Origin of the sequence: Deinococcus alpinitundrae (assembly GCF_009982895.1) — a bacterium.
GTDB lineage: Bacteria > Deinococcota > Deinococci > Deinococcales > Deinococcaceae > Deinococcus > Deinococcus alpinitundrae.
In genome coordinates, this window is record NZ_WXZL01000013.1 from 50064 (window position 1) to 70238 (window position 20175).

Consider the following 20175-nt stretch of genomic DNA (forward strand, 5'->3'; position numbering starts at 1 on the left):
TAAGCAACTTCAACCTTTAAACCCCCTGTTAATGAAATCCCTTACAGGATTTGCTACTATTAAAAGCTGTCACACTAGCGATAGTGGGCCAACGCTGAGCAAGAACTAACTAACGCCTCGGGCTGGGGCGGCCTGTTCAAACGCCCCGTCTGGCTCAACTCCTCACCCCAGATTCAGCAGTTCGCGCAGCTTGCCGAAGGCCGCATCGGTGGCGACGATATCCAACACGTCGTTTTCTTCCAGTCTCAGGTCGGGGGTGGCGCTCAGAATGCTTGCGCCACGCTCCAGGCCGACGACCTGCGCCCCGACGGGCAGACTCAGCACGTTGACTCTGGCTCCCAGCCACGAGGGCGGCGCCGCGACCCGGTAGAGCGCTTCCTGACTGCTTTCCGGCGGCGCGGCGCTGAGAATGGTGGTGGTCGGCGTGATGAGCTGCATCTCGGCGGTGCGACGGTCCTTGAGCTGCCCGTCCACGTAGCCGAGCTGCCCGCTCAGGGTATGGGCCAGGCCCGACGAGATCAGCGCGGCGGGCAGTAGGGCGTCGCCGCCCCAGGTGGCGGCCAGCAGGGTGGCGGCCAGCGGGATGTTGAGCGTGACCGTGAGGTAAGCGCTCGCGCCCACCAGCGCGCACACCGCCGGGTCGAGCGCGGTGGGCAGGGTGGTGTTGAGCCCCACCCCGATCAGCGCTCCGGTGGCAATTGAGGGCAGCACCCCGCCGCCGAAGCCCAGGCGCACGCCGAGCGCCAGCAGCACCCACTTCCAGCCGCCGTACCCGAGCGCCTCGCTGCCCAGAAAGCCTGAGAGCGAGAGCTGCGCCCAGCCAGAGCCGCCGCCAAGCACTGCCGGGGTCAGATACAGTGCGGCGGCGGCCACCGCCAGCCCGAACAGCCCGGCCCAGCCCAGCCGCGCCCAGCCGATGAGCCAGGCTTGCGGCCACAGGCGCGAGAGCCACACCCCCACCCAGGCCAGCAAGGTCGTCGCCAGCGCGATCAAAGCGTAGAGCGGCAGTTGCAGGGCGCTGGGGGCCTGCAAGCTCGGCACGTCGAACAGCGGGGCCGCGCCGAAGGTCAGGCCGTAAACCGCGTAGGCGCTGACCGCCGCCAGCACGCACGGCATCAGCACCTCGAATTCGAACTCGAAGCGCCGGTAGAGCACTTCTGCCATCAGCACGGCGGCGGCCAGCGGCGCGTGTAGGACCAGGCCCAGCGCGGCGGCCACGCTTGCCAGGCTCAGGGTGCGGTCCTCGGCCACACTCAGGCGGCCAAAACGCGAGAGCAGCCGCCCCGAGAAGCCGCCCAGCGCCGTGAAGCTGGCGTCGCGGCCCACCGGCAGCCCCACGCCGTAGCTGAGCAGGTTGGCACCCAGCAGCCGCAGCTGGGTGCTCAGGCGGGTGCCGCCCCGGCGGTGGTAAGCGCTCACCGCTTCCGAGAGCGGGTCCGAGGGACTGTGACGGGTCAGCCAGGCGGCCAGTACCGCCGCCACAGGCAGGGCCAGCAGGCCGTAGGGCGTGGCGTCCCCGAAGGTCATCAGCAGCCCGCCCTCGCCGGGGGTGCCGGGCGGGCTGTAGCCGACCACCCGCGAACCCCAGTCGATCACCAGCCCCAGCAGCAGCCGCAGGAGCGTGCCGAGGGCGCCCACCAGCACACCCGCCACCAAGCTGTAGAGCACCAGCCGCCCGGTTTCGATGCGGCTGCGAACGGTGCGGGTCAGCGGCGCGGCCAGCGGACGGCCCCAGGCGCGGCCCAGGGACTGCCGAGCGGGCCGGACCGCACCAGAATCGGGACCGGACTTGACCGGTCGGCTCGGCAGGCGAAGCGGAGAACGCGGAGACACGCCGCGCAGTCTAGCGCCTGTCTGTCTGTGGGCCGAGCCTCAAAGACCCGCCTGCACGGGTGGCGGGCGGGTCTTTGAGGCTCGGTCGTGGCTGCGCTGGGTGCCGCGCTCTACTGTGCCAGCTGCCGAATGGCGTACTCGCCCATCAAGCGAGGAATATCGACCCCGGTGGTGCTGACCGAGTTCTTGAATTCCATGGTGTGGTTGATCTCGATGACCAATAGGCCGCGTGCCGGATCCTCGACCAGATCGATCGCCACGATCTCGCCCTGCACGGCCTCGGTGGCTCGCAGTGCCAGTTCGGTGATCTCCGGGGTCAGCTCGCACTTGCTGGCCTTCGCGCCACGCGCCGTGTTGGTGATCCAGTGTGCACTGGTGCGGTAGATCGCCCCGATGCACTCGCCGCCCACCACGAAGGCGCGGATGTCGCGCTCGGGTTTCTCAATGAGTTCCTGCACATAAAAGATCTGGTGTTGCGGGCCGCCCAGCACGTCTTTGTGCTCGATCACGGCCTCAGCTGCGTCGCGGTCGTTGAGCTTGCTGACCATCCGCCCCCAGCTGCCCACCGTCGGCTTCATGACCACCGGGTAGCCGATGCGCTCAATCAGCGCCAGGGCACTCTCGGGCGTGAAGGCCACCCCGGTTTTCGGCGTCGGCAGTCCGGCCCGGCTCATGGCGGCATTGGTCGCCAACTTGTCGCCGCACAGCTCGATCACGTGGCTGGGGTTGATGACCCGCACGCCCAGGCCTTCCAGCGCCCGCGTCACGGCGTGGCCGCGCGACTGCGAGACGCAGCGCTCCAGCGCCACTTTCCACGGCACCTGATCGCCCGCGCCCGCGCCGTCCGGGAAGGTCACACTCAGTTGCGGCGCGAACACCTTGTCGTAGGGCACGCCGAGGCTGTCGAGCGCCTCGAAGAGCATCTTCTCGTCGGGGCGCACGCGGTCGTAAATAATGGCGAGTTCGGCCATAACAGGTCTCAGAAAACGAGAACCGGGCGGCGGGTGGCTGCCCAGCTCTCCGTCTTCACTCTCCCCAGTCCTCGGCTTCTTGCGGAGCCGGGGCCAGGCGCGGCGGGTCGAGGCTGACGACTTCCAGCTCTGCGCCGGTGTCCTCGTCGATGACCAGTTCGCCAAGTTCGGGGTTGTCGAGTTCGATGATCGCGCCGCTCTCGGGGCTTTCGAATCGGATGGTTGCCATACGTGCCTCCTGAACCGAATCGGTTCCTTTGCGCTTGACAGGTTACAGCGCCTTTTGCTTTTCAAACGGAATTGCCTAGACCGGAACCCAAAATGGGTGACCTCAGGTTCCGGGCTGGTCTTCCGACTGTTCCTCGAACGAGAGTTCGACGCCGGCCTGGCAGTGCGGGCAGCGCACCAGGCTGGTTTCCTCGCCGCCCTCGCCCTGCACGGTGGGCGCGGCGGCCAGCATTTCCTCGGTCACGTCGAATTCCTGGTGGCAGTTGGGGCACAGTGTCAGAATGCCCAGCAGTTCGACCTCGAAGTCTTGGCCCTCGTTGCGCACCACTTCCATCTCGGCGTTGCAGTTCTCGCAGACGATGGCGTCACCGACCTCGAGTTCGGCACGGTCCTCGCCGGTGAGTTCCAGCACCTCCCCGCACACGGGGCAGTCAATTTCCAGAATCGTCATGCACTCAGTTTACCCCGCGCTGCTCACGGCTCCGGCGCGGGCAGCTCACCGGGAAAGCGCTGGTACTTTTTGTAGAAGGCCAGAATGCTGCCTTCCCGGAGCGCCTCGGTCAGGAAGGCAGGCGGCGGGGTGAGCTGGAAGATGTCCGCGCCGCGCGTGAGTCGGCCACTCTCCACATCGAGCGTCACCTCGTCGCCGTCGTGGAGCGCGCCGAGCAGGTCGGCCTCGAAAGCGGGAATGCCCAGGTTGAGCAGATTGCGGTAATGGATACGCGCGAAGCTCGGCGCGATGATGCTGCCCACCCCCAGCTTCTTGAGCGCCGCCGGGGCGTACTCGCGGCTGCTGCCCAGGCCCCAGTTGCGCCCCCCGATCAGCACGTCACCGGGCCGGGCCTCGGCAGCGAATTCCGGGCGGAGGTAGTGAAAGGCGTAGGTCTGAAACAAGTCCTCACCAGCCATGAATGGCGCGAACTTGCCGGGCAGGATGTCGTCGGTGTTGACGCTGTCACCGAATTTCCAGATGCGGGGCATGCCCTTATCTTGTCACGTCCGGCGTGCTCAGGGCCGCTCCCAGTCGATCACCTCGCGTTGGCGGGCGAAGAACAGAAACTGCGAACCGGGCAGCAACGCGTTGAGCAGCACCGCCGAGAGAATGCGTCCCATCAGGCCGTAGAACTTGCCCAGCGGCGTGAAATTGCTGTCCGGCATGACCAGCACGAACCCCATCAGGGTGATCAGCAGCACCGCCAGGGTGGTGTTGAGGGCGGACTTGTTGGCCTCGTAAAGGCCGATCAGGGCGTTGCCGCGCCGCGCCTGCACCCGCCCGCTGGTCAGGTCGGTGCGCACGCCGTGGGCGCTGATCGCCAGCACCACCCGTAGGCCCGGCCTAAAATCGAAGGCCCGCTCGCGCAGCATCGCCTCGGTGAGTTGCTCGGCCAGGCGCTGCACCTCGGTCAGGTGGGCGGCGAAGACCCGCAGTGTCACGAAGCGTCCGTCACCGCTGCAATCGACCAGCGCAGGCAGAACAGCGTCGGATTGCGGCCAGCGAGCATAGACCAGCGTGCCTTGCCGCACCTGCGTCTGGTCCTCAGCACGGACGAGCGCGATGGCCCGCTCCACGTCCGGGCCGAGCGCCGTGCCGGGCAGCCAACGCACTTGCCACCCCTGGAAGATCCGTTCTCACAGGGCCGCATTGCGCGGGTCTTGGCCGGGCGTCACCGGCACGGTGCAGATGGTGCGCAGCGAGGTGGGCTCAGGCACGCTCAGCGCCGGGCGAAGGCGGCGGCTCGGCCAACCTGTTCGGCGCTGGGCCGTACCCCGGTGTAGAGCACGAACTGTTCGAGTGCCTGGCGCACGCTGACGGCCTCGCTGCTGATGATCTGCTTACCCGCCGCCCGACCCGCCTGAATCAGCGGCGTCTCGGCGGGCAGAGCCACCACGTCGAAGATCGTCCGGGCCTGCTGCACGGCGTCGGGCGCGAAGGCCAGCGCGTCGGCTTCGGGACTGTCCGCCATGCCTATGGGCGTCACGTTGATCAGCAGCTCGGGGGACCCTATCAGTTCAGCTTGCCAGGGGTAGCCGTACTCGTGGGCCAGCGCCTGTCCCGCCGCCGCGTTGCGGGACACGATCAGGCCTTGCCTGAAGCCCGCGTCGCGAAAGGCGGCAGTGACTGCCCTGGCCATGCCGCCGCTGCCGCGCAGAGCGAAGCTGAGGTCCGGCGAGAGCCGCTGCTCAGCGATAAGTTGCTGTACCGCCAGGTAGTCGGTGTTGTAGGCCCGCAGATAGCCGTCCTCGTTGACGATGGTGTTGACCGAATGAATGGCCGCTGCCGAGGGCGTCAATTCGTCCAAAAAGGGGATGCAGGATTCCTTGAAAGGCATCGACACCGCGCAGCCGCGAATGCCCAGCGCCCGCACGCCCCCGAGGGCCGCCGCCAGGTCGCGGGTGGTCATGGCCTTGTAGACGTAATCGAGGCCGAGTTCGGCGTACAGAAAATTATGAAAGCGGGTCCCGAAGTTGCCGGGTCGGGCAGCCAGCGAGATGCAGAGCTGGGTGTCTTTGTTGAGGCTCAGGGCGCGGGAAATGAGTGTCTGGGCGTCGTCTGTCATGGGCTGTGCCTGTGGTCAGGCATGGCGGCGGGGTGGGCGGCTCCAGAGATCAGGGCCGCGCGCCGGAATCGACCAGGCCCGACTGCACAAAGGGGCGCAGCAGTTCCAGGGTGGCGCGCGGCGCGAGTTCGCTCTGGGCCACCAGATCGATCAGCGGCAGCTTGCCCACCTGATTGAGCACCCGGAACTGACTGCGCGTTACCGGCTGCTGATCGGACCATTTCGGGGTGAAGCTCAGCGCCCGGTCCCAGTTGGGAAAGAAGCGCAGCAGCTCTCGCCAGTCGTCGCTGCTGACGCTGAGCTGTCTCAGCAGGGCCGTGCGGCGCAGCTCGACGGTGCGGCCAGGCGAGAGCTGCGCCGGGTCGAAGGTGAATTCGCCGCCCGTGACCGAGGCCAGCAGATCGAGTGCGTCGTCGCCCTCGCGGGTGAGTGCCGCCGCGTGAACGACCTCGCCGCCCTGCAACCACAGATCGCCCCCGCGCGGATGCGAGACGTGGACTTTGCCGCTCACCGCGCTGTTGGTCAGCATCTGGAGCACATTCAGAAGTGGAAATTCGGTCAGATCGCCCCGCAGCATATGGAGGCAGTGTAACGTGTTCGGCCCCTGGGCGTCACGGGGCCATGACAAAAGGAGCGGACGTGAGTTCCGCTCCTTTGAGATTTGGCTCGACCTTCTTTATTCGGTGCTGACGTTACTCGATGCTGGCGCGCCAGCGCCATTCGGAAGCGCGCTTCATCACGTGGGCCAGGCCGCCGGTGATGGCGAGCTTCTGGTTCCAGGGCAGTTTCATCCAGCCGACGGCCATAATGCCGCCCAGGCTGACGAACTCGCCCAGGGTGCTGGGCACGTAGGGGTGCAGCGGCTGACCGCGCACCATCCGCATCAGGTTGTCGCCGGTCAGGCGGCCCTGTTGCCCGGCGTGCTGGGCAGTGGTGGGCACCGGCTTGTCCTGCTGGTTGAGCGCCAAGCTCATGTCGCCGACCACGAACACGTCGGGATACTCGGGAACGCGCAGGTCGTTGTCCACGACGATGCGCCCACCGGGGCCTTTCTTGAGGTTCTGGGCCTTGACGATGTCGCGTGCCTGAATGCCGCCGGTCCAGATGATCTTGCCCGCGCCGATGATACGCTGCTGGCCGTCGGCGGTCTGCACCGTGACGCTGTCGGCGGTGGCCTGCATCAGGCGGTTGCCGGTCAGAATCTCGATCCCGTAATCGCGCAGCACCTTCTCGGCCTTGGCGCGCAGGGCGGCGTCGATCACCGGCAAGATGGCCGGGCCCGCTTCCACCAGGTAAATCTTGAAGGGAGCAATGCCGCGCGCCTTGCTCAGCGATTCGTTGCGCTGCGCCAGCTCGGTGACGAGTTCCACACCGGTCAGGCCCGCGCCGCCCACCACGATGTCGCGGTTGCCGCTGTAACCGGCATCGTAGGTGCGGTTGACGTAATCGAAAATCTGATCGGCGTCCTTGAGTTCCTTGAGTTCGGCGGCGTTCTCGGCCAGCCCCGGAATGCGGTAGAAGTTGGTCACCGATCCCAGGCCCACGATCAGGGTGTCGTAGTGGTAGGTGGGACCGTCTTTGGTCTTGACTTCTTTGGTGTCGAGGTTGACCTCGCTGATCACGGCCAGGTCGAGCTTGACCCCGGTGCCGCGCAGCAAGGGAGCCAGCGGCACCGTCACCTTGGTGTTGTGGGCCGCTGCCTCGTGCAGGCGGGTTTCGAAGGTGTGATACGGGTTTTGCTCCACCAGGGTGACATCGAGGTCAGGGTGGGGCTTGAGCTTGGTCGCCACCGCGAGGCCCGCGTAACCAGCGCCGAGAATGATGGTTTTCATGTCCTTTCTCCTGTGAACGAATTCACGAGCTTGACCCACTCCGCATCGGGAGATGGGGTTCACTGCACGTCCTGCGGCCACGCTTGACCAACAGGCAACAGTGTTCATTGTACACCAATGGCCGCGTCGGACTGCGAGAAAAGGTGAACTTCGCGGGGAACACCACACCCGTACTGTGAATCACTGCAGAAGGGAGTGCCACCTACCGGCCTTGAGTAAACCCACAAAGATCAATTTTTTCTAGAGATGCAGCCGGGCCGCGCGACTCCTCGGAGCAGCGCGGCCCGGCTGGACGAACGTATCAGGAAGGGTCAGTCGAGCACGACCAGGCGCACGTCCACATTACCGTGGGTCGCCACGCTGTAAGGGCAGACGGTGTGGGCAGTCTTGACGACTTCCTCGGCGGTGGCACGGTCCACGCCGGGAATCCTGACCCGCAGTTCGACGTCGAGCTTGAAGGCCAGGCCGGACTTTTGCAGGCCCACCTCGGCGGTGACCTCGCTCTGGACGGTGTCCACCTTCATGCGCCGCCCGACCACACCCAGGGCTCCCTGAAAGCAAGCCGCGTAACCTGCCGCGAACAGCTGCTCGGGGTTAGTCCCGCTCCCTCCCTCGCCGCCCATTTCCTTGGGCACGCTGAGATCAAGGTTCAGGATGCTGTCGCTGCTGCTCACGTGTCCGGCCCTTCCACCCTCGGCGGTAGCGACGGCGGTGTAGATATTGGCCGGCTTGGGGGCGCTCTGATCTGAAGTCGTCATGAACGCCATCATGCCTTAAACCCAGGTGGGCGGAGGGGTAGGAAGTCCCAAATTGGCCCCATCTGAATGGACCCGGCAGCGCTCAGCTGTGGCCGGGGTCGGAATCGTCGGTCGGCCGCCCGTGCTGGCCGCTGCCGTCCGGCTGCACCTTGTCGTCCGAGACGGGTGTGTCGTCAGCGTCAGCACCGGGTGTCTGGGCGTGTGGTTGATCGGTGGCTGGCGTGGCCTGCGCTTCGAAGCGCGGATCGCCCCGGTTCTGGTCCGGCATCGTCTGGTCTGAGGCGTTGGAGTCCGAGGAGGCCGGGTTTGTCTGGTCTGGCATGGGTAATCTCCTTTGGGGTGACTTCACCATGACCCACGCGGGCAGCTGCCGCGTTGAGAGTGCCGTGAAGTTGCCTTGGCTCTTTTGCCGGGAGCGGTATCAGGACTGGAGATTGGGTTGACGCACTCGTCGGGGGTTGATGGCCTGAAGATTCTAGAGCGGCCCCTCTCCTGCGGACTCGCAAAGCTGCTTGTAGAGCTGTGTCAGTCACTCAAGCCTTTCGCATTGACGTTTCCTTACAATGAGCTGGTGAGCATCGTCATCCTCGACTTCGGCAGCCAGTACACCCGCCTGATCGCCCGGCGGTTTCGTGAACTCGGCACCTACAGCGTCATCCTGCCCGGCAACGCGCCGCTCGAGCGCATCCAGCAGGAAAATCCCGTGGGCTTGGTGCTGTCGGGCGGCCCCAGTAGCGTCTACGATGCTGACTCGCCGCGCCCCGCCGAGGGCGTGCTCAACCTCGACGTTCCCATTCTGGGCGTTTGCTACGGCATGCAGTATCTGGCGCATCAGGTGGGCGGCGAGGTCAAGCGGGCGGGCAAGCGCGAGTACGGCAAAGCTGACCTGACGCGCTACGGCGGCCAACTCTTCGAAGGGATTCAGGGCGAGTTTGTGGCCTGGATGAGCCACTCCGACAGCGTGACCCAGCTCCCGCAGGGCTACGAGGTGGTGGCCCAAACCGAGGACACGCCCGTGACCGCCATCGAGAACACGGCGACCCGGCGCTACGGCGTGCAGTTTCACCCGGAAGTGGTACACACGCCCAAAGGCGGGCGACTGCTCGCCAACTTCCTGACCATCTGCGGGGCGGCCCGCGACTGGACTGCCGAACACATCGTGGACGAGCTGATCGAGGAAGTGCGTGCCCAGGTCGGAGACGGGCGGGTGCTGCTGGCCATTTCTGGCGGCGTCGACAGCTCCACGCTGGGTCTGCTGCTGGCCCGCGCTATCGGCGACAAGTTGACGGCGGTGTTTATCGATCACGGCCTCCTGCGCCTCGGTGAGCGCGAACAGGTTGAGGCGGCCCTCACGCCACTGGGGGTGCATCTGGTCACGGTGGACGCCACCCGCGAGTTTCTGGGCGCGCTCTCTGGCGTCTCCGACCCCGAGCAGAAGCGCAAGATCATCGGGCGCGAGTTTATCCGGGCCTTCGAGCGAGAAGCCCGCGAGTACGGCCCTTTCGATTTCCTGGCGCAGGGCACCCTCTACCCTGACGTGATCGAGTCGGCGGGCGGGCTGAGCAGCGACAAGTCCGGCGCGGCCAATATCAAGAGCCACCACAACGTCGGTGGCCTCCCCGACGATTTGGCCTTCAAACTGGTGGAGCCGTTTCGTACCCTCTTCAAGGACGAAGTGCGCGAGATCGCTGCCCTGCTGGGCCTGCCCGACGCTGTGCGGATGCGCCACCCCTTTCCCGGCCCCGGCCTGGGCATCCGCATTTTGGGCGAGGTGACGCCCGAGAAGTTGGACATTCTTAAGCGGGTGGACGACATTTTCATCTCGGGCCTGCGCGAATTCGACCTTTACGACACCTGCTCGCAGGCGTTGGCGGTGCTGACCCCGATTCAGAGTGTCGGGGTGATGGGCGACGAGCGCACTTATAGCTATACGGTGGCCCTGCGGGCCGTGACCACCGGCGATTTCATGACTGCCGAGTGGGCGCGGCTGCCGTACGACTTCCTCGCCACCATGAGTAGCCGTATCGTCAATCAGGTGCATGAAGTGAACAGGGTGGTGTACGACATCACCGGCAAGCCGCCCGCGACGATTGAGTGGGAGTGAGGCCAGTCTAAAAACTCAAAGATTGTCGTTGAGTCGCGCCAGCACCGCACGCGCAAATTTGTGGGTAAGCCCGACACTTCCTGGTGGGGGTGGTTCGCCAGGATTCCAGGGCCGGGTGCGGTCTGCCTTCACCCGCTGCAAGAGCGGTGCCCAGTCTGGCCCGAACGTCTGCAGGGCCCAGTCGAGCGAAGACGCCTTGGAATGAATCTGGCCGTCGCTGTACGTCCAGAACATGCGGCAGAGCGCTTCTACGGCGTAGCGCTGACCCCAGGCGATCTTCCCGATGTCTATCCAGGCACTGAGCCCGTCCATCAGCTCGGGATGTTGCTGCGCCATCGCGGCGCGGAGTCGTTCGCCAGGAACGGCGGCAGCAAACGTCGTCGGCTTAGGCCCGAATAACGTCACCCCGCGTTCTCGCAAGGTCCAGCGTTGTTCCAGGCAGTTGAAATGCGGTGACCATTGAACCTCTCAACACCCGCGGTCAACGAACAGCCAGGGTTGATCCAGCGTGTCCAGCGTTTGCAGTTCGCCTACGGGGGCGTAGGTGCCTTCCAGATTGATGTGGGCGCGTGGGAATGTCGGTATGCAAGGCCCGCAGGGCAGCTTCCTGATCTGGCCTGGGGTTTGCCGAATAACCGCGATGAAATCGCAATCGCTGAAAAAGTCGGCGTCGCCCACCGCGAACGAGCCGACAAGGTGAAGACCCACCAGATCGGACTCCAGCACACCCTGAAGGACGCGGAGGAGTTCGTTCAGCACGATGTTGAGTTCTGGGAAGGCCGTGGGAAAGGCCGTCATGCTCCGGTCAGTTTAGGTCAACATTCCCGCTTTCTTAGCCGTACAAAGACCTAATTCTGGGCACTTTCAGATCAGGGAGATAACGCTTTGCACGCACCTTTTTTAACATTCCGTGCCGCTTTGACCCTGGCTTCCTGCCCGCCGGGCATGATAAAACCCTGCTATGGAAAGCGTTGTGGCACTCTTCAGCGAACCCGCCCAGGCCAAGACGGCATTGCAGAATCTGGAAGCGCGCGGCTTTGACCGCGATAATCTGGGCTTCAGCATCAGCGACCCGGTGGCCGAGAACGACATCGCCCAGGACACCGGCGTCTCGCCGGAGCAGGGTGCGCCTGCCGGAGTCAGCGGCGTGCTGCGCGGCATGTGGCTGGGTCTGCTGGCAGGACTGGCCATTTCGCTGCCGGTCTGGGCACTGATCTGGCTGATTCCCGAAACCCGCATCTACTCAATGGGCGGTGTCTACACTGTGCTGTTCGGGGTGCTGGGCGGCGGCGGCATGGGCGGCATCTTCGGTGCGCTGGCCGGAACCGACCACGGCGACTACGTGAAATTGCTGCGCCAGTTCGGCATTCCCGCTGCCGACGCTGAGGCCTACGATGCGGGCATCCGCTCGGGGCACGTGCTGGTGGTGGCCCGCAGCGAGCGCGGCAACAAGTCCGACGAGGCCCTGAGCATCCTCAAGCGCAGTGGCGCAGTCGATCTCTCGCAGGTGCGCGGCGGCGGCGCACTCGCCAGCCAGCGCGGCACCCACTAATTCGGCCGTTCGACAACTGAAGAGCGAAGAGCGGGACCACTTGCCAAGTGCGGTGGCCCCGTTTTCTGTTATTTGTAAAGGCTGCGTTTGCTGCCTGATTTTGCCGCTGCTAGACGCAACCGGGATGGGTATACTTCTGAGCGAATGACAACGGACACGCCTGTTGCTGCGCCGGGAGGCTGGCGCACGTTCCTCACCTTATGGGCCTCGCAGTCCCTCAGTCTGCTGGCGACCAACGTGGCCTGGTTTGCCATCACCATCTATTTCACCACCGTCGTCTACACCGCCGACTCGCAGCGGGCGCAACTGGCGCTGATGGTGGGTGCACTCGGGCTGCTGACCTCGCTGCCGCAGATCGTGCTCGCGCCGTTCGCCGGGTCATTCACCGACCGCTACAGTCGCCGGACCATCATGCTCAGCTGCGACGCCCTGAGCGCCGTGGTGTCGCTCCTGATCACCTTGATGATCTGGAGCGGGTCGCTGAATGTCCCGCTGCTGCTGCTCGGCGTCGTGCTGGGGCGGGTGGCGGCGGTGTTTCACGAGAGCGCCTTCGAGGCCAGCTACGCCATGCTGTTGCCCGACCACCAGCTTGCCCGCGCCAGCGGCATGATGCAGACCACCTACAGTGCTGGGGCCATCGCCGCGCCTGCCCTGGCCGCGCTGATCATCGCGCTGCCGAAGCACCTCAGTAGCGGCTTGTGGGGCCTGAAGAGCGGCACCGCGCTGGTGATGGCGCTCGATACCCTGAGCTTCGTGGTGGCTGCGTTGGTCCTATTCATGCTGGTGATTCCCAGCCCGCAGGAACGACCCAGACCCGGTGCGAAAACCGATTTCTGGGCCGATTTCAAGCTCGGCTGGCACTACGTCAGTCGCCGTCGCCCGCTGCTGCTGCTGCTGCTGACCCTTACCACAATCAATTTCGCCACGGCGGGCGTCAACCTCTATGAGACCTTGCTGGCCCGCTTCACGCTCGACGCCGACATCGCGCAGCGCGGCATGAATTTCGAAACGGGTTACGCTTTGATGACCACCGTGACCGGTGTCGGCACGCTAGGCGGTGGACTGATCGTCAGCGCCTGGGGCGGCCTCAAGCGGCGGCGCATCTACGGTCTGCTGGGGCCGCTGCTGATTCAAGCATTGGCCGTCATGGTGATGGGCCTGTCGCGCTCCTTGCCGCTGACCTGCGCCGCGCTGCTGGTCTTCGGTCTGGCCTTTCCGATTGCCGGATCGCACTCGGCGGCCATCTGGATGTCGCAGGTACCGCGCGAGTTCCAGGGTCGGGTGTTCAGCGTGCGTATGGTGGTGGGCAGGTCATCCATTCCCATCAGCATGGTGATGTTCAGCGTGCTCTCGACCCGTTTCGCGCCGGGGCCGGTGGTGGCGGTGCTGGGTGTGGGAGCTGTCGCGGTCATGCTTTGGTCCCTGCTCAGTCCGCAGGTGCGCCGGGTGGAGGACAAGCTGTACCTCGACGAACTGGCAGCGCGGGCAAGTTGAGCCTCGGTGAAGAGGGGAGGGCGCTTGATTTGCCCGCCCTCGCCCCGTAAACTGCCGGTGCCCGCTGTGATCAGCTGTGGGCGGTTAGCTCAGCGGTAGAGCTTTCGCTTTACACGCGACGGGTCGGGGGTTCGAATCCCTCACCGCCCACCAAAGGAAACCTCGTCTCAGACGAGGTTTTTTGTTTCGGGCGAAGTCCCCTTCCCTGGGAAAATCTGCCCATGACCGCAATATGGCCGCAATACCACTGCGGACCATCGACGACGGTCGTCGACGGACGGACACTCACGGGCCGAACTCGGGATGCGGCGAAGTGTCTCATGACTTCTTCTTAGAACGCTCGCCGAGCTCCAGGTCCGGCATCTCGGTATCGGACTTGAACAGGTGCAGGTAGATCCGCATCATCGTCTCGGGCCGGTCGCCGATCCAGGCGGCGATCACTTCGAGGCGCACGCCCTGCGCGGCCATCAGGCTCACGAAGGTATGCCGCAGGTCGTGGATCGCCAGACGCGGCAGCAGTTCGACCGCCCTGGGATCCTCGCGCGCGTCTGCGGCACGGCGGCGTTCCGTCTCTAGGGCCCGTTCGTCGGCGACGGCGAGGATCTGCTGCAGGACGCGGCGGAAATTGTCCGGCCGGTGGGCCGTGCCCCTGAGCGTGGGGAAGACGTAGACCGACTCCGGCCTGTCCGGGTAGAGCGCGCGGTGCCGTTCCGCATTCAGCGCGGCCTGCCGCTTGAGCAGGGCCACCGTGGCATTGGACAGCGGGACGCTGCGCCGGCTCGGCCCGGTCTTGGGCGAACCCTCGTAGACCGTGCTGCCCGACGTGGACCGGGTCGTCTTCACCAGCGCGGTGCGCTTCTCGAGATCGACCTCCTTCCATCGCAGAGCGGCGACCTCTCCCCGGCGCATGCCGGTCCGGATGAGAAAGGCGACGATCTCGCCGTGCAGGATCAACGAACTGGCGTCCAGGATCTGGTCGGCCTGGGACGGTTCGTAGCTCCGGGTCGGGATGTCCTCCTCGCCGCGTGGCGGCTTCGGCCGCAGTCCCGAGACGGACGCCGGATTCTTCGCGATCAGTCCGTCGCTCCTGGCGGTCTCGAGGACCAGGCGCACCAGCGTGTGGGCGTGCCCACGCACCGCGACCGACAGGCCCTTCTCCGACAGGGCCGCGTAGGCGGTCCTGAGGTGGGCAGGCGTGATCTTGTCGAGCCGGAGGCGGTGCAGGGGCGCGAGGTAGAGCCTCAGGTCGGTGCGGTACTTGTCCCTGGTCCGCTGCTTCACCGGTCGCTGGCCGATGACCAGTTCGGCGTACTCGTCGAAGGTGTATTTCGTCGACCTTCCCGAGACGCTTCCATGACGGACCTCCCGGACCTTCTCCTCCAGCAGCCGACGGGCTTTGGCTTCCGTGTCGGCCGTCACCGTCACCCGTCGGCCGAGTTCGTCGATCCAGCGCGCTCCCTCCCACCTTCCGGGGCGACGTTCCCGGAACGATCCCTGGTTGTGCCTGTTCTTGGCCTTGCGCTTCGGTCCGTCCTCTCTGTTCCGATCTTCCATAGTTGTCCTGTCGTACGACGTCCGGGAACCCGACGCCGGTCGGTGCCGATGGGGGAGTATAGCCGCAGGGTCGTGTCCGCGCGTCCGGAGACCGCTTCAGTTCGCCCACGAGGCCACGTCGCCCCGGCGGATCGCCAGTGCGCCGCTCAGGTCGGCGTCCATGGGCCCGCAGGACGGACAGACGAATTCGGTGTAGGGCCTCGGCCGCAGTCCACGGCCGCCGCAACGGTGGCAGGTCGTGCTGGTGTTGCTCGGATCGACCAGTTCGACCCGGGTTCCCGACACCGGCGCGAGCAGGGAGATCCAGTCCGTGATCGACGGCGCACCGAGCAGGGCCATCGCTTCCGGGCACCACGGGACGTCGCCGTGGGCGATCAGGCCCGGCCAGTCGAGCCGCTCGAGGTTGACCTGCCGGAACCGGAGTGCCCTCCTGACGAGCGCCTCGATGTCCGTCCGGTGGAGGTCGAGGAGCATCCGGCGCACCTGGGCGTGCGCCAGGAGTTCCGCAAGGAGGTGGGCGGCAGGCTCGGGCAGTCCCTCCCGCACGTCGACCCGGCGTTCGACCGTCCAGCGGCCCTCGGCACTGGCGGCGGTGGCCAGTCGACGGTAGCCCAGGTCGATCCCCAGCGTGTCGTCGATGTCCGCTTTCGGCAGGTACCCATGGGGGATGCGCAGCGTCCATTCGATCTGGAACCGCTCCCGACCCGCGATGTCGGTCGTCCGGACCAGCGAGGCGTGATCGACGCGGTGCGGTCTGGACCGGTCCGGCCGGTGTCCGGCCAGGCGGTCTTCGTGGGCCGAGGGTCGCAGGTGGGCCAGCCGGTACAGTTCCGTCGCCATGCCGAGGTCTCCGCCCTGGATGCACGCCATCAGGTCCGCACGCCTGCTCTCGACCTCGCGGGCGTGCGTACCCGCCTGGGCGAGCAGCGCGACGCTGAGGTCGTCGGGGAGGGCCCAGAGGTCGGCCACGATCGGGTCGGCCGAACCGTCCATCACGATGTGGTAGGCGTCGAGCGGACGGACGGCGAGGTCGAGCGGGAGGCGTGGCAGCGGCCACAGCGGAGAGACGCGGCCCGCTGGCGCAGGCGAATCGAACCGCTGCAGACGCCGGGCTTCGATGGACAGCATCGTGGTGAACGTCTCGTCCGGCAGGAGATCGCGCCATGGTCGAGGGAGGGAGGCGGAAGTCGACTCGCCGAGTTCGGCGTGGGCGCTGCGGGGAACGTGGACGAACGTCTCGTCGCGGACGGAAGGGAGCGACCCTCCTTCGGCGACGGCCGAGAGGGCCTGGCGCAGGGGAAGGCATTGACCGTCGCCCACCGCCCGGAGCCACAGGCGTACGGCACTGTGGAGGCCTTCTCCTGCGGACATGAGCGACCGGAGACGGACGGTCTGCGCGACCGTGGGACGGAGGGGTGTGACGGCCGACAGGAGTGTATTCGACATACCGGACGCTCTTCCGCCGCAGGCGGTGAATGCTTTTCGAAGCCGTACCGGAATCGGCCACCCACGCGCACGTACCCTGGATGTATGCCCCTCAGCGCCTGTGAACAGACCGTCCTGAACGCCGTCTCCGCCGCCGGTGCCCTCACGTCCCGGCGTGTCCGGTCCGAGTTCGGCCCGCGACCCAACTGGTGCCGGCTGATCACGGACGGGCTGCTGAGCGAGACGCAGACCCTCTACGGTGCGGTGCTGGCCGCGACGCCCAGGGCACACCGGCTCGGGCGGGAGCTGGGGTCGCCCAGGTTCCCGTATCTCACCGGCCCTGCCACGGTCGCCGACCGGGCGTACCTCAACGACGCGCTGGCCCTCCTGGAGGCCGAAGGCTACACGGTCGAGCGGCACGGGTACAAGCGCGCCGCCGGTCTGGCCCACCAGGGAACCCACACGGACCAGATCGTCCACACCGTCTTGAGGGTGCCGAAATCCGTCGCGGGCCAGCTCGCGCACGACTGGGGCTGGGTCTACGATTTCAAGGTGCGGTGGGACGGCAGTTACGACCAGCAGCTTGGCTATCCCCGCCTCTACTCCTCCGTCGGCAGCGGTGGTATCGGCCTCGGCAGGCTCAAGGGCCTCTACAGGCGGCACCGGCTCGACATCCACGTCTGGCGGCATCCGATGCTGGTGGTGGTGCCCGACCGGGACCGTGCACGGGCCTACCTGCGTCGCCTCGAGGCCGAGCGGCGTCTCAACGCCGCCTGGCACCCGCCGACCGGGCCACGATTCCCGTATGACCTCGTGCGTCTGGTCGTCCTGCCTCTCCCGTGAAGGCCACCCGCGCGTGGGTGGCCTTGTGGCAGCGTGGCCGGTCCGAGTAAGGATCGTGCGGACTCCAGAAGTCCGTGAAGGTCACGATCACGCCCGACATCCCCTCCAGCCGGCCCCGGCCGTGCAGGTCGCGTGCGAGCGCGGCCACCGTCGTCGTCCGGGCATGGATGGAGGTGGCCCAGTACAGTACCCGGTAACCCGCCGCCGCGGCGGCCTCCATCTTCTTCGCGATCCGGGTCGGAGCGTAGCCCGCGTCGAACTCGACGGCGTAGTCGTCGCCGCCCTCCGGGTCGAGCGCCTCGGCGTCGGGGAGATGCGAGCGCTGCCGCCCCGCCGGGTCGAGGTGGATCATGCGCCGGGGGGACCGACGGGCCCAGCTCGCCTCCAGCCGGGGCCGCACCTCGGCCAGACCGGCCCAGTGCATCAGCTCGCGCGGCGGCTGTTTCAGCCAGGCCGGTTCGAGCGCCACGAACGTCAGGTCGGTCGCCGAATCGCTCTGGGTCACGCGGGTCCGGCAGGTCAGCCGGATCCGTGGCAGGTCGAGCCACGCCGCCGCCGCCCCCAGGCCCCGGCGTTCGAGTTGGGCGGTGGTGAGGACCCGGTCCGTCCGGAGCATGCGCCTGAGTTCGGCCTTCTGGGTGGCGGGATGGGGAGACGTCATGCCCCATGATCGCTCGAGTGTCCATGACCGTGTGCCGGGTCGTGTCGGCGACGCCCGCCAGCGGGCCTTTCGGAGCTCCGGACCTTCCGTGTCGGCAGTGGAACAGATTAGGGTTTTGTAGTGGATTCCGCGTCCCACACGGGAAAAATTCCGTTTCTGCGAAGGGTGTCCGGGCGTGTGGTGACGACCCGGACACCCGGCTAGAGTCCGCCCATGTTAGCGAGCGAACTGGCCACGGAACTCGGTGTCGATCCGAGCGTCATCACGAAGAGACTTCAGATCTATCACGCGGAGAGCGGGACGGAACGCAGCCGCCTGCTCGACGGCAGGGCATTGACGTGCCTGAAGGAAGCCCACCGTCTGCTGACGACCAACCGGGCAGCCACGACCAAGATCGCCGTCCAGATGGCGTTGGGCACCTACGTCGAGCCCGTCTCGTCCGAAGGGGCACGTGAGCTGCGGGAGGCCATACGGCGACTGGAGAAGAACCAGGCCGAGACCGTGTCGCTGGTTCGGGAGGTGCTCGCTCGCCTGCCTGTGCCTACGCTCACGCCATTGCAGCAGGTTGAGGCCAATACCAAGAGGTGGATCGCCGACATGACCGAACTCGGGATCCTGGAAGATGACGAGGAGGGAAAGGGACGGGGCTGAGTCGCGTACGGGATGATAAGGACTGTTGTCCAGTCCTGACCGTGACCGCCTTATCGCCTTGTGATCCTCATCGACCTACGGCCACATGCCGTTCGCCGGTACAGCCTTGATCGGCCCAGATCTTCTGCAACGTCGGGAACTGACCCTTCACGGCTTCGATCAGCAAGCGTCCACCCTGCCGTTCTGCAAGACTGGCAGGGTGGACAACAACGTTGAGCAGCCCCAAGGTGTCGACGAGGATGTGATGCTTCCGGCCGCTGATCTTCTTGCTGTCGTCAAAGCCGCAGATGTCTCCGTTCTCGGCAGTGTTGCTGCTCTGGCTGTCGATGATCGCGGCTTGCACGTCAGCCGTCCGTCCAATGCGTTCTCGGTACATGTGTCTGAGCTGGTCATTGACCCGTTCCCAGACGCCTGCCAGGCGCATCGTACGAAAGTGATAAAACACCGTTTCCCACGGTGGAACGTTGTTTGGGAGGGCACGCCAGGTGATCTTGCCGCGCAGGACGTACAAGCTGGCGTCCAGGCTCAGCCGAGGATGCCAGGTCGGGGGCGCACACCTCAATTGGAGCGAACGGGCCATACCTCTTGAAGGAGAGCCCCTTCTTCCCCAGTCAAATCAGAGCCATATCTTCCACCGGGCATACCCAACCGTAATGAGCCACGATGAAATCCAGCCTATTTCCAAAACGCGCTCTAGCAGGATTTTGTCAGAGGAGAAGTGGGTCAGAGCCGTTAATATATAAGTGTGATACTGCGAGAAGGAGAGGTCGTTGTTGAACTGAGCGTCGAGGATTACCAGTTTCCCCATATCCAGGACGAGGAATGGGATGCCGACTGGGTCTTTATCCGGCTACAGCTTCAGGTAGGTGAGCATCAATGGGAGCGAACTGATCCTGCCCTCACGACTTTCGAACTTGAGAACTTAGCTGCTTGGCTTCAGGAAGTGGCCCAGCATGCAGACGTGTTCGGCAGTTGGAAACACAACCGCCTTTCTACAGCTTGCTTCTTTACTGAGCCCAACCTGACCTTTAAGGCTTACAGCGGCCATGTCAGTGGACAACCCGTGACCCTTCGGCTTTTCCTCACGCATGAGTTCCTCCCCTCGTTCAAGCAACACCTACCGAACCACAGCCTGAACGAAGATATTCAGGAGGTATACCTGGAGTTCGGTGTCGATGAAGCCCAACTGCGAATACTTTCCGACCAGATTCGACAGGACCTTCGACGTTTCCCGGTGCGGGGCGTCCAATCGTCTGCTTTGCACTGAGAGGCCTGTTCAGGGGTTTCGACGCCTTCCACCACGGTCGGGAGTGCGAGCGCGGTGGCGATCGTCACGATCCCGCGGACCAACTCCAGCGCCTTCTTCTCAGCGGGGATATTCTCGCCGACCTGTGCGGTGAAGCTGCGGTTGATCTTGACCAGCTGCACCGGCAGGTTCGTCAACGCCGTCAAGCTGCTGTAGCCGTTTCCGAAGTCGTCCAGGGCCGTTCGGACCCCCAGGGTGCCGATTTCCTTCAAGAGGGAGGCGAAGCGGGGTTCCAGCATGCTGCTCTCGGGAGGTCAGGGGGGAGTCGTCCGGCCGGTCTGCGCCTCGGCCGCAATCCAGGCGTTGCGGCGGTGGTCGGCAACTCAGGCATTTTCGTGTGCCTGGTGCAGAGGTTTGAGCTAGTCTGGTCACGATGCCGCTTTATTCAGCGTTTCCCTATCCTTC

Annotated in this window: 23 protein-coding genes, 1 tRNA gene and 1 pseudogene; 7 read left to right on the forward strand and 18 right to left on the reverse strand. The window is 65.5% G+C overall.

Annotation, left to right across the window (positions count from 1 at the left end; genetic code table 11):
* Positions 1–162 precede the first annotated feature (162 nt).
* The 11 genes from GUI70_RS13200 to GUI70_RS13250 all read right to left on the reverse strand — a co-directional run bounded on the left by GUI70_RS13200 (position 163) and on the right by GUI70_RS13250 (position 8502).
* Entirely contained in the window at positions 163–1833 is a 1671-nt protein-coding gene (locus GUI70_RS13200; protein ID WP_237724901.1) for a chloride channel protein, read from the reverse strand.
* 110 nt (positions 1834–1943) lie between these two features.
* Entirely contained in the window at positions 1944–2804 is an 861-nt protein-coding gene (lysX, locus tag GUI70_RS13205) for a lysine biosynthesis protein LysX (RefSeq protein ID WP_161882780.1), read from the reverse strand.
* Positions 2805–2859: 55 nt separating this feature from the next.
* Positions 2860–3033, reverse strand: coding sequence for a lysine biosynthesis protein LysW (lysW, locus tag GUI70_RS13210; protein ID WP_161882781.1), 174 nt, complete (start codon positions 3031–3033; stop codon positions 2860–2862).
* A 102-nt stretch (positions 3034–3135) separates the two neighbouring features.
* Positions 3136–3483, reverse strand: a complete 348-nt coding sequence (locus tag GUI70_RS13215; RefSeq protein ID WP_161882782.1) for a zinc ribbon domain-containing protein — start codon at positions 3481–3483, stop codon at positions 3136–3138.
* Positions 3484–3506: 23 nt separating this feature from the next.
* Positions 3507–4013, reverse strand: coding sequence for a LeuD/DmdB family oxidoreductase small subunit (locus GUI70_RS13220; RefSeq protein WP_161882783.1), 507 nt, complete (start codon positions 4011–4013; stop codon positions 3507–3509).
* A gap of 27 nt (positions 4014–4040) precedes the next feature.
* The gene (locus GUI70_RS13225) at positions 4041–4637 is read right to left on the reverse strand and encodes a hypothetical protein (protein ID WP_161882784.1); all 597 of its coding nucleotides are present in this window, start codon (positions 4635–4637) and stop codon (positions 4041–4043) included.
* 107 nt (positions 4638–4744) lie between these two features.
* Positions 4745–5590 (reverse strand): shikimate 5-dehydrogenase, encoded by an 846-nt coding sequence (locus GUI70_RS13230; RefSeq protein ID WP_161882785.1) that lies wholly within the window; start codon positions 5588–5590, stop codon positions 4745–4747.
* 49 nt (positions 5591–5639) lie between these two features.
* Positions 5640–6167, reverse strand: a complete 528-nt coding sequence (locus GUI70_RS13235; RefSeq protein ID WP_161882786.1) for a DUF4388 domain-containing protein — start codon at positions 6165–6167, stop codon at positions 5640–5642.
* Positions 6168–6282: 115 nt separating this feature from the next.
* Positions 6283–7422: an NAD(P)/FAD-dependent oxidoreductase gene (locus GUI70_RS13240; protein ID WP_161882787.1), complete on the reverse strand. Its 1140-nt coding sequence runs from the start codon at positions 7420–7422 to the stop codon at positions 6283–6285.
* Positions 7423–7733: 311 nt separating this feature from the next.
* Complete coding sequence (locus GUI70_RS13245) at positions 7734–8180, reverse strand: organic hydroperoxide resistance protein (RefSeq protein ID WP_161882788.1); 447 nt, start codon at positions 8178–8180, stop codon at positions 7734–7736.
* A gap of 82 nt (positions 8181–8262) precedes the next feature.
* The gene (locus tag GUI70_RS13250) at positions 8263–8502 is read right to left on the reverse strand and encodes a hypothetical protein (RefSeq protein ID WP_161882789.1); all 240 of its coding nucleotides are present in this window, start codon (positions 8500–8502) and stop codon (positions 8263–8265) included.
* A gap of 249 nt (positions 8503–8751) precedes the next feature.
* On the opposite strand from GUI70_RS13250, the gene guaA reads away from it, so the two are divergent.
* The gene (gene guaA / locus GUI70_RS13255; RefSeq protein WP_161882790.1) at positions 8752–10284 is read left to right on the forward strand and encodes a glutamine-hydrolyzing GMP synthase; all 1533 of its coding nucleotides are present in this window, start codon (positions 8752–8754) and stop codon (positions 10282–10284) included.
* A 15-nt stretch (positions 10285–10299) separates the two neighbouring features.
* Here guaA and GUI70_RS13260 read toward each other — a convergent pair whose 3' ends face one another.
* Together GUI70_RS13260 and GUI70_RS13265 are read right to left on the reverse strand one after the other, a co-directional pair.
* Complete coding sequence (locus GUI70_RS13260; RefSeq protein WP_161882791.1) at positions 10300–10689, reverse strand: aminoglycoside adenylyltransferase domain-containing protein; 390 nt, start codon at positions 10687–10689, stop codon at positions 10300–10302.
* A 63-nt stretch (positions 10690–10752) separates the two neighbouring features.
* Positions 10753–11082, reverse strand: coding sequence for a hypothetical protein (locus tag GUI70_RS13265; protein ID WP_161882792.1), 330 nt, complete (start codon positions 11080–11082; stop codon positions 10753–10755).
* Positions 11083–11245: 163 nt separating this feature from the next.
* On the opposite strand from GUI70_RS13265, the gene GUI70_RS13270 reads away from it, so the two are divergent.
* The 3 genes from GUI70_RS13270 (at position 11246) to GUI70_RS13280 (ending at position 13483) form a co-directional block, all read left to right on the forward strand.
* Positions 11246–11836 (forward strand): hypothetical protein, encoded by a 591-nt coding sequence (locus GUI70_RS13270; protein ID WP_161882793.1) that lies wholly within the window; start codon positions 11246–11248, stop codon positions 11834–11836.
* Positions 11837–11980: 144 nt separating this feature from the next.
* Complete coding sequence (locus GUI70_RS13275) at positions 11981–13330, forward strand: MFS transporter (RefSeq protein WP_161882794.1); 1350 nt, start codon at positions 11981–11983, stop codon at positions 13328–13330.
* A 78-nt stretch (positions 13331–13408) separates the two neighbouring features.
* Positions 13409–13483: transfer RNA gene (locus tag GUI70_RS13280), tRNA-Val, on the forward strand.
* Between the two features lie 165 nt (positions 13484–13648).
* Here GUI70_RS13280 and GUI70_RS13285 read toward each other — a convergent pair.
* Together GUI70_RS13285 and GUI70_RS13290 are read right to left on the reverse strand one after the other, a co-directional pair.
* Positions 13649–14884, reverse strand: a complete 1236-nt coding sequence (locus GUI70_RS13285; protein ID WP_161882795.1) for a tyrosine-type recombinase/integrase — start codon at positions 14882–14884, stop codon at positions 13649–13651.
* A gap of 96 nt (positions 14885–14980) precedes the next feature.
* Positions 14981–16330: a zinc ribbon domain-containing protein gene (locus GUI70_RS13290; protein WP_161882796.1), complete on the reverse strand. Its 1350-nt coding sequence runs from the start codon at positions 16328–16330 to the stop codon at positions 14981–14983.
* 84 nt (positions 16331–16414) lie between these two features.
* On the opposite strand from GUI70_RS13290, the gene GUI70_RS13295 reads away from it, so the two are divergent.
* Positions 16415–17152 (forward strand): hypothetical protein, encoded by a 738-nt coding sequence (locus GUI70_RS13295; protein ID WP_161882797.1) that lies wholly within the window; start codon positions 16415–16417, stop codon positions 17150–17152.
* Here the strand turns inward: GUI70_RS13295 and GUI70_RS13300 are convergent.
* The gene (locus tag GUI70_RS13300) at positions 17073–17813 is read right to left on the reverse strand and encodes a hypothetical protein (RefSeq protein WP_161882798.1); all 741 of its coding nucleotides are present in this window, start codon (positions 17811–17813) and stop codon (positions 17073–17075) included. The two genes, GUI70_RS13295 and GUI70_RS13300, sit on opposite strands and share 80 nt — an antisense overlap.
* A 213-nt stretch (positions 17814–18026) precedes the next feature.
* Here GUI70_RS13300 and GUI70_RS13305 point away from each other — a divergent pair, with 213 nt between their 5' ends.
* Positions 18027–18464: a hypothetical protein gene (locus GUI70_RS13305; protein WP_161882799.1), complete on the forward strand. Its 438-nt coding sequence runs from the start codon at positions 18027–18029 to the stop codon at positions 18462–18464.
* A gap of 67 nt (positions 18465–18531) precedes the next feature.
* Here the strand turns inward: GUI70_RS13305 and GUI70_RS13310 are convergent, their stop codons facing one another.
* Positions 18532–19044 carry a transposase gene (locus tag GUI70_RS13310; RefSeq protein ID WP_161882800.1) on the reverse strand — a complete coding sequence of 171 codons (513 nt, stop codon included), beginning with the start codon at positions 19042–19044 and terminating at the stop codon, positions 18532–18534.
* A 165-nt stretch (positions 19045–19209) separates the two neighbouring features.
* On the opposite strand from GUI70_RS13310, the gene GUI70_RS26060 reads away from it, so the two are divergent.
* Positions 19210–19731 (forward strand): WapI family immunity protein, encoded by a 522-nt coding sequence (locus GUI70_RS26060; RefSeq protein WP_438503489.1) that lies wholly within the window; start codon positions 19210–19212, stop codon positions 19729–19731.
* An 11-nt stretch (positions 19732–19742) separates the two neighbouring features.
* Here GUI70_RS26060 and GUI70_RS13315 read toward each other — a convergent pair.
* A pseudogene (locus GUI70_RS13315) lies at positions 19743–20009 on the reverse strand (EAL domain-containing protein); the annotation flags it as partial.
* Between the last annotated feature and the right edge of the window lie 166 nt (positions 20010–20175).

Excerpts from the sequence above, each read along its gene's own strand:
- lysX (WP_161882780.1), bottom strand. The coding sequence starts at position 2,804 with ATGGCCGAACTCGCCATTATTTACGACCGCGTGCGCCCCGACGAGAAG.
- lysW (WP_161882781.1), bottom strand. The coding sequence starts at position 3,033 with ATGGCAACCATCCGATTCGAAAGCCCCGAGAGCGGCGCGATCATCGAA.
- GUI70_RS13215 (WP_161882782.1), bottom strand. The coding sequence starts at position 3,483 with ATGACGATTCTGGAAATTGACTGCCCCGTGTGCGGGGAGGTGCTGGAA.
- GUI70_RS13220 (WP_161882783.1), bottom strand. The coding sequence starts at position 4,013 with ATGCCCCGCATCTGGAAATTCGGTGACAGCGTCAACACCGACGACATC.
- GUI70_RS13230 (WP_161882785.1), bottom strand. The coding sequence starts at position 5,590 with ATGACAGACGACGCCCAGACACTCATTTCCCGCGCCCTGAGCCTCAAC.
- GUI70_RS13235 (WP_161882786.1), bottom strand. The coding sequence starts at position 6,167 with ATGCTGCGGGGCGATCTGACCGAATTTCCACTTCTGAATGTGCTCCAG.
- GUI70_RS13240 (WP_161882787.1), bottom strand. The coding sequence starts at position 7,422 with ATGAAAACCATCATTCTCGGCGCTGGTTACGCGGGCCTCGCGGTGGCG.
- GUI70_RS13245 (WP_161882788.1), bottom strand. The coding sequence starts at position 8,180 with ATGACGACTTCAGATCAGAGCGCCCCCAAGCCGGCCAATATCTACACC.
- GUI70_RS13250 (WP_161882789.1), bottom strand. The coding sequence starts at position 8,502 with ATGCCAGACCAGACAAACCCGGCCTCCTCGGACTCCAACGCCTCAGAC.
- GUI70_RS13265 (WP_161882792.1), bottom strand. The coding sequence starts at position 11,082 with ATGACGGCCTTTCCCACGGCCTTCCCAGAACTCAACATCGTGCTGAAC.
- GUI70_RS13270 (WP_161882793.1), top strand. The coding sequence starts at position 11,246 with ATGGAAAGCGTTGTGGCACTCTTCAGCGAACCCGCCCAGGCCAAGACG.
- GUI70_RS13275 (WP_161882794.1), top strand. The coding sequence starts at position 11,981 with ATGACAACGGACACGCCTGTTGCTGCGCCGGGAGGCTGGCGCACGTTC.
- GUI70_RS13285 (WP_161882795.1), bottom strand. The coding sequence starts at position 14,884 with ATGGAAGATCGGAACAGAGAGGACGGACCGAAGCGCAAGGCCAAGAAC.
- GUI70_RS13290 (WP_161882796.1), bottom strand. The coding sequence starts at position 16,330 with ATGTCGAATACACTCCTGTCGGCCGTCACACCCCTCCGTCCCACGGTC.
- GUI70_RS13295 (WP_161882797.1), top strand. The coding sequence starts at position 16,415 with ATGCCCCTCAGCGCCTGTGAACAGACCGTCCTGAACGCCGTCTCCGCC.
- GUI70_RS13300 (WP_161882798.1), bottom strand. The coding sequence starts at position 17,813 with ATGACGTCTCCCCATCCCGCCACCCAGAAGGCCGAACTCAGGCGCATG.
- GUI70_RS13305 (WP_161882799.1), top strand. The coding sequence starts at position 18,027 with ATGTTAGCGAGCGAACTGGCCACGGAACTCGGTGTCGATCCGAGCGTC.
- GUI70_RS13310 (WP_161882800.1), bottom strand. The coding sequence starts at position 19,044 with ATGGCCCGTTCGCTCCAATTGAGGTGTGCGCCCCCGACCTGGCATCCT.